The sequence below is a fragment of the Pseudomonas sp. ES4 genome (assembly GCF_050586665.1).
In the GTDB taxonomy this organism is placed as follows: Bacteria; Pseudomonadota; Gammaproteobacteria; order Pseudomonadales; family Pseudomonadaceae; genus Aquipseudomonas; species Aquipseudomonas frederiksbergensis.
This window is the reverse complement of the sequence record NZ_JBOBDO010000035.1, coordinates 40,278-51,296: the sequence shown is the minus strand read 5'-3', so window position 1 is coordinate 51,296 and position 11,019 is coordinate 40,278. Positions and strand designations below refer to the sequence as shown.

Annotated in this window: 10 protein-coding genes; 6 read left to right on the top strand and 4 right to left on the bottom strand. The window is 58.8% G+C overall.

Going from position 1 to position 11,019, the window contains the following annotated elements; translation table 11 throughout:
* Nucleotides 1-90 precede the first annotated feature (90 nt).
* The 3 genes from zapE (at nucleotide 91) to ACQ4OB_RS26145 (ending at nucleotide 2,412) form a co-directional block, all read left to right on the top strand.
* A complete protein-coding gene (gene zapE / locus ACQ4OB_RS26155) occupies nucleotides 91-1,209 on the top strand; it encodes a cell division protein ZapE (RefSeq protein ID WP_430956733.1) in 1,119 nt (372 codons plus the stop codon).
* 16 nt (nucleotides 1,210-1,225) lie between these two features.
* Nucleotides 1,226-1,807, top strand: coding sequence for a DinB family protein (locus tag ACQ4OB_RS26150; RefSeq protein ID WP_430956732.1), 582 nt, complete (start codon nucleotides 1,226-1,228; stop codon nucleotides 1,805-1,807).
* Nucleotides 1,808-1,920: 113 nt separating this feature from the next.
* Nucleotides 1,921-2,412: a GNAT family N-acetyltransferase gene (locus ACQ4OB_RS26145; protein ID WP_074876381.1), complete on the top strand. Its 492-nt coding sequence runs from the start codon at nucleotides 1,921-1,923 to the stop codon at nucleotides 2,410-2,412.
* Nucleotides 2,413-2,460: 48 nt separating this feature from the next.
* On the opposite strand, the gene ACQ4OB_RS26140 is transcribed toward ACQ4OB_RS26145, so the two are convergent.
* From ACQ4OB_RS26140 to ACQ4OB_RS26125, 4 genes are all read right to left on the bottom strand, one after another.
* Entirely contained in the window at nucleotides 2,461-2,664 is a 204-nt protein-coding gene (locus tag ACQ4OB_RS26140) for a hypothetical protein (RefSeq protein WP_074876383.1), read from the bottom strand.
* A gap of 95 nt (nucleotides 2,665-2,759) precedes the next feature.
* Entirely contained in the window at nucleotides 2,760-4,997 is a 2,238-nt protein-coding gene (locus tag ACQ4OB_RS26135; protein WP_430956731.1) for a TonB-dependent siderophore receptor, read from the bottom strand.
* 167 nt (nucleotides 4,998-5,164) lie between these two features.
* Entirely contained in the window at nucleotides 5,165-6,910 is a 1,746-nt protein-coding gene (locus ACQ4OB_RS26130) for a phosphoethanolamine transferase CptA (RefSeq protein WP_102614751.1), read from the bottom strand.
* Between the two features lie 201 nt (nucleotides 6,911-7,111).
* Nucleotides 7,112-7,294: a DUF6026 family protein gene (locus ACQ4OB_RS26125; RefSeq protein ID WP_008149922.1), complete on the bottom strand. Its 183-nt coding sequence runs from the start codon at nucleotides 7,292-7,294 to the stop codon at nucleotides 7,112-7,114.
* A gap of 272 nt (nucleotides 7,295-7,566) precedes the next feature.
* Between ACQ4OB_RS26125 and gnd the strand changes: the two genes are divergently transcribed.
* Genes gnd through ACQ4OB_RS26110 form a run of 3 tightly spaced genes read left to right on the top strand, consistent with a single transcriptional unit; the run spans nucleotide 7,567 to nucleotide 10,882 of the window.
* Nucleotides 7,567-8,547 carry a phosphogluconate dehydrogenase (NAD(+)-dependent, decarboxylating) gene (gene gnd / locus ACQ4OB_RS26120; RefSeq protein ID WP_074876389.1) on the top strand — a complete coding sequence of 327 codons (981 nt, stop codon included), beginning with the start codon at nucleotides 7,567-7,569 and terminating at the stop codon, nucleotides 8,545-8,547.
* Entirely contained in the window at nucleotides 8,544-10,067 is a 1,524-nt protein-coding gene (gene zwf, locus ACQ4OB_RS26115) for a glucose-6-phosphate dehydrogenase (RefSeq protein WP_430956730.1), read from the top strand. Before gnd ends, zwf begins: the two co-directional genes overlap by 4 nt.
* On the top strand, nucleotides 10,064-10,882 hold the full coding sequence (locus ACQ4OB_RS26110) for an HAD family hydrolase (protein ID WP_102614749.1): 819 nt from the start codon (nucleotides 10,064-10,066) through the stop codon (nucleotides 10,880-10,882). Before zwf ends, ACQ4OB_RS26110 begins: the two co-directional genes overlap by 4 nt.
* Nucleotides 10,883-11,019: the final 137 nt, after the last annotated feature.

Sequence of the window (11,019 nt, the reverse complement as noted above, 5' to 3'; positions counted from 1 at the left end):
GGGTTGGTTTTTTTTTTTTTTTTTTTTTTTTTCCCCCCCCCCCCCCCCCCCCCCCCAACACAGGTGCCACATGGACGTATACTGCCGCGCATGAATGTCGACTCCCCCTTAAACGCCTGGCAACACGCTATCGAACAGAAGGGCTTCGTCCAGGACGAAGCCCAGGAACATGCCGTGTGGGCGCTGCAGAAATGCTACGAGGCGCTGCATGAAGGGCGCACGCCGGTCACTGGCGTGTACCTCTGGGGTCCGGTCGGTCGCGGCAAGACCTGGTTGATGGACCAGTTTTACCAAAGCCTGAAGGTCCCGGCCCGCCGCCAACATTTCCACCACTTCATGGGCTGGGTGCATCAGCGTTCGTTTCAGCTGACCGGCACCGCCGACCCGTTGAAGGCGTTGGCTCGCGAACTGAGCGAGGAAGTGCGGGTCCTGTGCTTTGACGAATTGTTCGTCAACGACATCGGCGACGCGATCATTCTCGGGCGTTTGTTTCAGGTGATGTTCGAACAGGGCGTGGTGGTGGTCTGCACCTCCAATCAGCCACCGGATCAGCTGTACGCCGATGGCTTCAACCGCGACCGGTTCGTGCCCGCCATCGAAGCCATCAAGAAACATATGCAGGTGATTGCGGTGGATGGCGGCGAAGATCATCGCCTGCACCCCGGCAAAGGTTTGCAACGTTACTGGGTGGCGGCACCGGGGCAACCCAGCGCTCTGGGTGAAGTGTTCAAGGCACTGACCGTCGGCCAGTCGGTGTCCAGTGACCCGATCAAGGTCGGCTACCGCTCACTCAATGTCGTGCAGGCCAGTCAAACCGTACTCTGGACTCGTTACGCCGATCTCTGTGAGCAGCCGTTTGCCGCCATGGATTTCATCGTCCTGTGCGACACCTTCAGCGCTATTCTTTTGAGTGAGGTGCCCAACCTCAGCGCGCAAAAGCGCGAAGGGCGCATCGCCCGAGGCACTGAAGACGGCGTCGAACGGGTGGTAGCGGGCGATCGCGAGTTGCCGCAATTGTCGGTGCATGACGACGGTGTACGGCGTTTCATCGCCATGGTGGACGAGTGCTACGACCGCAAGGTGCCGCTGTGCCTCGAAGCGCAGGTGCCCATGGAATCGTTGTACACCGAGGGTTATCTGGAGTTTCCGTTCCGCCGCACCCTCAGCCGTTTACAGGAAATGCAGCTGCAACGTTTCGCCGAAGCTTGAACAAGGAGCCGCGAACATGAATCAGCCTCTGTCGCACCATTTGCTGACGATGGCCTATCAGAATGCCTGGGCCAATCATCGACTCGCCAAGGCCTGGAGCCAGTTGAGCCCGACCGAGCTGACGGCGCCCCGGGTCAGCTTCTTTCCCAGTCTGCGCGCTACCCTCAACCACATCCTGACCTGCGACTGGTTTTATGTGGATGCGCTGGAGCGGGAGTTGCGCGGCGATGACCCGCATCCTGACTGCTCTGTGTTTTTCAACCAGGACGAGCCGTTTACGCACGCCGCAGACCTCAAGCGCGAACAAGCGCTGGTGGACCGTCGACTGATTGCCTATTGCGAGCAAATGCGCGACGCAGACCTTGGCAAGATCGTGACCATCGCCCGGGACACGCCGCAACATGACAGCCGCTTGCGCCTGCTGTCGCATCTGTTCGAGCACCAGATTCATCATCGCGGGCAGGTTCACGCCATGCTCAGCGGCACCTCGGTCAAACCACCGCAACTGGACGAGTTTTTCTGTGCCGGTGAGTCAGACTTGAGGGCTGAGGATTTTGCTGAACTGGGGTGGACCGAAGCGTTGATCTGGGGCGCTTGAGTGAAAAATTAGCGCAGGGTCGGGTTGTCGACACGGCGGTGCCCGCGATATTGTCGGTCGGCCTTTCAGTTCGAAATGCGCTGGGGCAACTTAATGTGTGAACGAGGGTGGAAATGGAATCCGCAGAAATTCTTGTGCTTCAGGCCAGTTACACCAATTCGGTGCATGCCGAGGCAATTGGGCTGGTGCTGAATGCTTACGCCGAAGACCCGATGGGGGGCGGCCACTCATTGCCCGCCGACTTGTTGAAGCAAATCCCGGCGGAACTGGCCAAACGTCCCCATGCGTTCAGTGTTCTGGCGTTTGTCGGTGGCGAGCCGGCCGGGTTGGTCAATTGCTTTGAAGGTTTCTCGACCTTCGCCTGTCGACCGCTGGTCAACGTGCACGATGTGGCGGTGGTGAAGAAGTTTCGCGGCTTGGGGTTAAGCCAGAAAATGCTGCAAAAGGTCGAAGACATCGCCCGCCAGCGCGGCTGCTGCAAAATCACGCTGGAAGTGCTGGAAGGTAATGCAGTCGCCCAGGCGTCCTATGGCAAGTTCGGTTTTGCCGCAGGCATGTTCGACCCAGCGCACGGCCGGATGCTGTTCTGGACCAAGGCGCTTTAAGGTAATACGAGCAATGAAAAAGGGCGTCCATCAGGACGCCCTTTGTCGTTACGGTTTGTAGTGCTCTGTCACTTGCGCGGTTTGATCATTCGGAACCCTGATTTCAGCGGTGCTGGCGTGACTTTGATTCGCCGTTTGGCTCAGACGCAGACTCTCAAAGTAATACCGCATGCGTTCAGCGCCACCTTCGGCGAATACAGCGGTTGAACTGATTAGCATCAGGCCGGCGAGGATCATGGTTGTACGTTTCATGGTATGCCCCACTACGAGTTGTCGGGTCCTTTCGTCCATGAAGCAATGTCGAAGGGACATTATCCGCCGATTCCGTCAAATGGGAATTGCCTGCGCTAGAGCTTCCAGTCCAGGCTCAGGGTCACCGTACGCGGGTCACCCCAAAACACACCGTTATAGAACCCGACGTTGTCGTAATACTTCTTGTCGAACAGGTTATCGACGTTCAGCGAAGCCGACAGGTGCTTGTCGAACTCATACCGCGACATCAGTTTGACCACGGTATAAGCCTCTTGGCGGATGTTGGTTTTTTCAGTGATCACCGCACCGTTGGCATCACGTCCCACTGGGCGACTGGCGGCGCGGAACACATCGCTTTGCCAGTTCACCGCGCCACCGACGGTCAGTGCCTGCCAGTCGCCGGGCAAACGATAGGCCGTGGAGAGCCGGAACATGTTCAGCGGCTGGTTGGTATTGGCGCGTTTCTTTTCGCCATTGGCCGCGTGGGTGTAGGTGTAGCCGGCCGTCATGTTCCAACCGGCCATGACTTCGCCCGAGACCTCGGCTTCGAAGCCCTGAACCTTGTTGCCTTTACCACCCGACTTGTAGAACTCGTCACCGGTCACCGGGTCCGGTGGCACCGAATCGTCGAGTTCGGCAACGTTGTCCTGTTTGCTCCAGAACAGCGCGGTCGCCAGGTTGAGGCGTTCTTCCAGCAGGCTGCCCTTGAGCCCCAGTTCATAGTTGCTGCCCACCACCGGCTCGAGGTATTTGCGGTCGCTGTCGCGGTTGTCTTGCGGCTTGAAAATGTCGGTGTAGCTGACGTACGCGGTGTATTCGGGGGTGAGGTCGTAGAGGAGCCCGGCGTAGGGCGTCCACATGTCGTTGTGTTCCTGGCTGCTGGCATCGACGCTGCTCAGTTGCAGGTTGTTGTCGTACTTGTTGGTCCTGGTCGACACCTTCCAGCTGCCATAACGACTGCCGAGTACGGCGTGCAGCTCATCCGTCAGACTCAGGCGAGTGGCCAGGTAACCGGCCTTCTGGCGGGTACTGTCTTTTGAACCTGAAAGGCTGGTGACCGTGTCGGGAAACTTGGCGATATCACCCATGTACTTCCAGTCGCGGATGCTTTCGTAATCCGCCGCCCTGGGGCCGTCCACCATGTAGGGCGAATCTTCCCGGCGCTCGGCCTCGCCGTAGCCGATCATCATTTCGTGTTCCCTTCCGAATAGCGAGTAAGGGCCGGCTATGTTGAAGTCATACGCCTTCATTTTTTGCGTACTGAGCATGTGGCTGACGTTAGCGCTCATGCCACTGCGATCAGCCTCAGGGAAACCCCCGCCGCCGTAGTAGATCTTGCCGTCGGTATCGCTCTCGCGATGGGTGTAGGCGGCCTTGGCGCGCCACCCGGCACCCAATTGGTGTTCCAGCGTGGCGAACGCGGTTTTGTCCTTGAGCGGCCAGGAACTCCACGAGGTGGCCATGTTGGTGGAGCGTCCGAGGTTGGCCTTGCCACCGTCAGCGTTCCAGTACGGCACCGTGCCCCAGGATGTGCCCTGGACGTGTTTGTTCTGATAGTCGTAACCCACGGCCAACACAGTGTCATCGGTCAAATCGGCTTCAAGAATCCCGTAGCCGACTTCACGTTGTTGCTGGTACTTGTCGCGGAACGAATCGCTGTCGCGATAGGCCAGCACGCTGCGTCCGCGCAAGCGGCCGTCGAACGCCAGCGGGCCACCGACATCCAGATAACTGTAGTAGTCGTCATAACTGCCGCCGCTGACACCGGTCTGGACTTGCCACTGCGACGTCGGCCGTTTACGCACCATGTTGATGGTGGCCGAAGGGTCGCCCGCGCCAGTGGTCAGGCCGGTGGCACCACGAACCACTTCGATGCGGTCGTAGATGATGGTGTCGGAATCGGACTTCATGAAGGTGAAGGTGTTCAGCATGCCGTCGATCTGGAAATTGCTGATCGAGTAACCCCGGGACGAATAGCTGACCCGGTCCGAATCGTTGTGCTGAACCACCACGCCGGTGGTCTGGCTCATGGCTTCGGACAGCGTGCCGAGTTTGAAGTCGTCCATTTGTTGGCGCGTGACCACGGACACCGATTGCGGCGTTTCCTTGATCGACAGGTTCAGGCGCGTCGCCGTGCTCATGGCGCCCGTGGTGTACGACTCGGTGTTTTCGGTGGTGCTGCCCAAGCCCTGGGCGGTGACATTGGTGGCGCCCAGTTCGAGGGTGCGGGCGGGTTCTTTATCTGGGCTGGTGTCAGCCAGCAAGTCGGGGCACAGGGCGACACTGCACAGGCCCAGGGTAAAGGTCATGGAACGGGTGATAGGCGCGAACATCGCGACCGACTCCTTGTCTTCGAGGGAAAATTTCCGTTTGTTCAAAGACGAAGGGGAGAGGCGGGATTTAGCTATAAACGAGAATAATTATTATCTTTGCAGCGTTTCGGGCAGCGCCGCCGCGCAAAGGCACAGGAAAAAGGGGCCGGAACCGGCCCCTGAAAGGATTACTTCTGAACGGCTGCCGTAGCGCCTGGCAGGGCCTTGGGTTTCATCAGGCTAAAGTCGATCAATGCCTTTTGCTCGCGCTCATAAGGATTGCCGATCATCAATGGCCGTGGCTTGAAACTGTCGCTGACCAGGCTCTTGCTGCGATCCAGTTCATCGAAGCTCAGACCCGCCAGATCAGCCCAGGTATGGATCAGGTGCGAGCTGCTGTAAGGCCGCCCCAGATCACCGGCAAAGCTCCAGTCATGGTTTTCGCGCCATTTCGGCGAGGCCCAGGCCATGAACGGAATGGTGTACATCGGCGCCGTCGGTTTGCTTTCGTTGCGGCCAAGGGTGCTGTGACCAGGAGAATCGAAAACGTCTTCACCGTGGTCGGAAAGGTACAGCAGGAAGCCGTTCGGATCAGACTTGGCGTAGTCCTTGATCAGGCTCGAAACCACGAAGTCGTTGTACAGCACCGCGTTGTCATAGCTGTTGTACGTCGGCACCTGATCGTCACGCACACCGTCGGGAACGCCTTTGCGGTCCTTGAACTTGTCGAAGGACGACGGATAGCGGTATTGATAGCTCATGTGCGTGCCGAGCAAATGCACGACGATCAGCTTGCGCGGCGCAGCGTCGGCCAAGGCCTTGTTGAACGGCTCGATCACGTCGCCATCGTACTGGGCGGCATTCTGGTTACGGTTGTTGTTCAGGTACACCTGCTCGTCGGCCTGCTCGGAGAAGGTCGTCAGCATGGTGTTGCGCTTGGTCATGGTCTGCTGGTTGGTGATCCAGAAGGTCTTGTAGCCTGCCTGTTTCATCATGCTGACCAGCGACGGGGTCGACAGGTACAGGTCCGGGTTTTCTTCATCGGCGAAGGTCAGAACCTGCTGCAACGCCTCGATGGTGTAAGGGCGTGGGGTGATGACGTTATCGAAGACCGCCAGTTGATCCTTGAGCTTGTCCAGCTCCGGGGTGGTTTCCCGAGGGTAGCCGTACAGGCTCATGCGCTGACGGTTGGTGGACTCACCGATCACCAGCACCAGGGTCGCCGGCTGACTGGCCGCCGAATCCTTGAGATTGTGCAGGGGAGGGATCTTGCTCGCGCTATGGAGCATGTCTTGCATACCCGCCAGGGTATCGAGGTAACGGTGATAAGCCACGGCCATCTGCCAAGGCACGGCGGGCTCGATACGGGTTTCAAACTTCTCGAAACCGCTGGCAAGGCTGCCGGTACGCGCGGTTTGCTTTATCAGCGGATAACCGACCACGGCCACCACAATCGCCGTTGCAGCCACCAGTGCCCGACCGCGGGGCATGTACACCGGGCGCAAGCGAGTCCAGAGGAAGTAAGCGAAAGCGGTGTGGGCGAGGAATGCCGCCACCATCCACCAGGCAAAATACTGAGTCATGTACTCGCCGGCTTCAGAGATGTTCGACTCGAACATGATGAAGATGACGCTTTGGGAAAACTCCTGCTGATAGATGAAGAAGTAGCCCAGGCTGGCCATTGAACAGGCCCACAGCACCACACCGATGACTGCCGCCATGACACGTGTCTGTTTGGGGAACAGCAACATCGGCGCAAGCCAGAGGGCGCTCATCACAAAGGCCTGGCGGAACCCGCTGAAACCAGAGGTGCCTGTCAGTTGGATCAGCAGTTGGGTAATGCCGGAAAAATACCAGAAGAACAGGAACAGCCAGAGAAATCCTGTCCAGTCGAAACCATTCGCAGACGTATTGCTGCGTTTAAACAAAGCCATTCAGCGCTCCAGCCAGTCATCACTTTCATCGTCGGGACATCGACGTCACCGACGAACAGGCACCGCGCGGATACCGAGCGGCCATAATGAGCCGGAGTATCAACAAACGGATGTGAAAACTTCGTGATGTTGCCGGGTTTGGCAAAGAGGGAATGGCAGGTCGGAAACAGCAATGGGCTGCTTCCGAATCAAGCGAGGGGATCAGGCGTGAGGCACACGGTGAGTGACGGGCAAAGGCTGGGCCTGATTGCTTTGTGTCAACAAGCGCAATTGCGCGAGCTCCTGCTTCAATTGGTCGCGCTCGTCTTTCAACTGGCGCAATTCATCGCGACGAATCGTGACGTAAAGGGTTTGTGCTGGCCGTGCTGCTTGTACTGTGCCCATTGCTCACCTCGCAAATGGCTGTCTCAACTGTAAACCTGCCCCCGACATCGGGTGCTTATTTACTATCGGCGCCGATTTTGATTTCTTTTGCCCTTGAAGGGAACTTTTTTATTTTTCATGGTCGTTGTGTCTTCGGCTCGATTACCGACGTTATCAATCTGAATCGGGCACAATGCCCGGAAACTATGTGCCAGCGCTCTGGACTAACCCTCATTAGTCACGTTGGGCTATAACCTTTGACACACTTTATTTGTAGTAAGGAGCATCAGCACATGCAACTCGGGATTATTGGACTGGGCCGCATGGGCGGTAATATTGCGCGGCGCCTGATGCTCAACGGGCATACCACCGTTGTTTACGACCGCAATACCGCCTTTGTCGACACCCTGGCCGCAGAAGGCGCCGCTGGCGTCATCGACCTGCCAGCGTTGGTCGCTGGCCTGGCCAAGCCACGTGCGGTGTGGGTGATGCTGCCGGCCGGCGCACCGACCGAAGACACCATCGACACCCTGAGCACCCTGCTCGAAGCTGGCGATACCATCATCGACGGCGGCAACACCTTCTATAAGGACGACATCCGCCGGGCGAAAACCCTCTCGCAGAAAGGCCTGCACTACGTCGACGTCGGCACCTCCGGCGGCGTCTGGGGCCTTGAGCGTGGTTACTGCATGATGATCGGTGGCGAAGCCGAGGTGGTTAAGCGCCTTGATCCGCTGTTCGACAGCCTTGCACCGGGCCTGGGTGACATCCCTCGGACCAAGGACCGCAAGTCCGAAGACGACCGTGCCGAGCGCGGTTACATCCACGCAGGCCCGGCCGGATCTGGCCATTTCGTGAAAATGATCCACAACGGCATCGAATACGGAATGATGCAGGCCTTCGCCGAAGGCTTCGACATCCTCAAGACCAAAGCCAGCACCAACCTGCCGGAAGACCAGCGTTTCGACCTGAACGTAGGCGACATCGCCGAAGTCTGGCGTCGTGGCAGCGTTGTGTCGTCCTGGTTGCTCGACCTGACCGCCGACGCGCTGGCCAGCGACCCGAAACTCGACGGGTACTCAGGCTCGGTAGCTGACAGCGGTGAAGGTCGCTGGACCATCGAAGCCGCCATGGAGCAATCGGTGCCCGTACCGGTGCTGTCGAACTCGCTGTTCTCCCGCTATCGGTCGCGCGGGCAAGGCACCTTTGGCGACAAAATTCTCTCGGCCCAACGTTTCGGCTTCGGTGGCCACGTGGAGACTTCGAAAAAATGACCCGCTTGATCCGCAATAAATCCAAGGCAGAAGTCGCACCACCGACCACGCTGTTTCTGTTCGGTGCCCACGGTGACCTGGTCAAGCGTCTGCTGATGCCGGCGCTGTACAACCTGAGTCGTGACGGTCTGCTTGGGGATGGACTGCGGATCATCGGCGTCGACCACAACGCCATCACCGATGAAGCCTTTGCGAAAAAACTCGAAGACTTCATTCGGGCCGAAGTGGCTGCCAAGGTCGGCAAGGGCGAGCATGCCCTTGACCCGGCCTTGTGGGCCAAGTTGGCCAAAGGCATCAGCTACGTCCAGGGCGACTTCCTGGACGACAGCACCTATCAAGCCCTGGCGGCGAAAATCGCCGACAGCGGCACCGGCAATGCCGTCTTCTACCTGGCCACTGCGCCACGTTTCTTCAGTGAGGTGGTGCGTCGTCTCGGCGCCTCCGGCTTGCTGCAAGAGTCGCCGGAAGCGTTCAGACGGGTCGTGATCGAAAAACCCTTCGGTTCCGATCTGCCAACGGCGGAAGCCTTGAACGCTTGTTTGCTCAAGGTAATGACGGAAAACCAGATCTACCGGATCGATCACTATCTTGGCAAGGAAACCGTGCAGAACATTCTGATCAGCCGGTTTTCCAACAGTCTGTTCGAAGCGTTCTGGAACAACCACTACATCGACCACGTACAAATCACCGCCGCCGAAACCGTCGGCGTGGAAACCCGTGGCAGTTTTTATGAGCACACCGGCGCCTTGCGGGACATGGTGCCCAATCACCTGTTCCAATTGCTGGCGATGGTCGCGATGGAGCCGCCGGCTGCCTTTGGCGCCGACGCAGTACGCGGCGAGAAGGCCAAGGTGGTCGGTGCGATTCGTCCTTGGTCGGTCGAGGAAGCGCTGGCCAATTCGGTACGCGGCCAATACACGCCCGGCGAAATCGACGGCAAGCCGTTGCCGGGGTATCGCCAGGAAAACAACGTGGCGCCCGACAGCAATACCGAAACCTATGTCGCGCTGAAAGTCATGATCGACAACTGGCGCTGGGTCGGCGTGCCGTTTTATCTGCGCACCGGCAAGCGCATGAGCGTGCGTGACACCGAGATTGTCATCTGCTTCAAACCGGCGCCGTATGCGCAGTTTCGCGATACCGAGGTCGATGAACTGCAACCGACCTATCTGCGAATCCAGATTCAACCCAACGAAGGCATGTGGTTCGATCTGCTGGCCAAGCGGCCTGGCCCAGCCTTGAAAATGGCCAATATCGAACTGGGCTTTGCCTACAAGGATTTCTTTGAAATGCAGCCGTCCACCGGCTATGAAACCCTGATCTACGATTGCCTGACTGGCGATCAGACGCTGTTCCAGCGCGCCGACAACATCGAGAATGGCTGGCGCGCCGTGCAGCCGTTCCTCGACGCCTGGCAGCAGGACGCGAGCGTGCAGAGCTATGCCGCTGGCGAAGACGGCCCGCAGGCTGCAGAAGATCTGCTGACTCGCGATGGTCGCGTCTGGCACGGCCTCGGATGAGTGATACAGCGCAACCCATTCGTTTTCTGCTCAGTGACATGGACGGCACCTTGTTGCTGCCCGATCACAGCCTCAGCCAACGCACGATTGAAGCCGTCCGTTCATTGCGCGAGGCGGGCGTGTTGTTCAGCCTCGCCACCGGCCGCCCACCCAAAGCCATGTTGCAGCAGATCGAAGCCCTGGGCGTCGACTTGCCAACGGCAGCCTTCAATGGCGGCACCATCGTTAATCCGGACGGCAGTTTGCTGGTCGCACATTTCTTGCCGGCGACGGTTGCGCTGACGGCATTAGCGCTGTTTGCCGACCGGCCGGACATCGAAATCTGGGTGTTCAGTGGTGGCGACTGGTTGCTCAAAGATCCGAACGGCCCAATGGTGCCTCGTGAACAGCACGGCCTGGGTTATCCGCCAGTGGTGGTCGAGAGTTTTGAACCGTACCTGGAACGTATCGACAAGATCGTCGCCACCAGCAACAACACGCAGTTGTTGATTGAACTGGAAGCGCTGCTGCTGCCCAAAGTGGAAGGCCAGGCACAGGTTTCCCGTTCACAGCCGATTTATCTGGACGTGACCGCCATGCAAGCCAACAAGGGTGCAGCGCTGGTGACACTGGCTGAATTTCTCGGTGTACCGCTGGAGCAGACCGCGGCGCTGGGCGATGGCGGCAATGACCCGGCGATGTTTCACCGCGCAGGCTTGTCGATCGCCATGGGGCAGTCGGAAGAGGCGGTGAAGCGCCAGGCGGACGTGGTGACGGGCGCCAATACCGAAGAGGGTGCGGCCCAGGCAATCGAGCGCTACATCCTCCCTCGATAACTCATGCAAAAAACCTGTGGGAGCGGGCTTGTGTGGCGAGGGGGCTTGCCCCGTTGGGTCGCGGAGCGGCCCCAAAAAATGGGACTGCTGCGCAGTCCAACGGGGGCAAGCCCCCTCGCCACATAAGCCCGCTCCCA

Excerpts from the sequence above, each read along its gene's own strand:
- ACQ4OB_RS26125 (WP_008149922.1), bottom strand. The coding sequence starts at position 7,294 with ATGGGCACAGTACAAGCAGCACGGCCAGCACAAACCCTTTACGTCACG.
- zapE (WP_430956733.1), top strand. The coding sequence starts at position 91 with ATGAATGTCGACTCCCCCTTAAACGCCTGGCAACACGCTATCGAACAG.
- ACQ4OB_RS26140 (WP_074876383.1), bottom strand. The coding sequence starts at position 2,664 with ATGAAACGTACAACCATGATCCTCGCCGGCCTGATGCTAATCAGTTCA.
- zwf (WP_430956730.1), top strand. The coding sequence starts at position 8,544 with ATGACCCGCTTGATCCGCAATAAATCCAAGGCAGAAGTCGCACCACCG.
- ACQ4OB_RS26130 (WP_102614751.1), bottom strand. The coding sequence starts at position 6,910 with ATGGCTTTGTTTAAACGCAGCAATACGTCTGCGAATGGTTTCGACTGG.
- gnd (WP_074876389.1), top strand. The coding sequence starts at position 7,567 with ATGCAACTCGGGATTATTGGACTGGGCCGCATGGGCGGTAATATTGCG.
- ACQ4OB_RS26135 (WP_430956731.1), bottom strand. The coding sequence starts at position 4,997 with ATGTTCGCGCCTATCACCCGTTCCATGACCTTTACCCTGGGCCTGTGC.
- ACQ4OB_RS26150 (WP_430956732.1), top strand. The coding sequence starts at position 1,226 with ATGAATCAGCCTCTGTCGCACCATTTGCTGACGATGGCCTATCAGAAT.
- ACQ4OB_RS26145 (WP_074876381.1), top strand. The coding sequence starts at position 1,921 with ATGGAATCCGCAGAAATTCTTGTGCTTCAGGCCAGTTACACCAATTCG.
- ACQ4OB_RS26110 (WP_102614749.1), top strand. The coding sequence starts at position 10,064 with ATGAGTGATACAGCGCAACCCATTCGTTTTCTGCTCAGTGACATGGAC.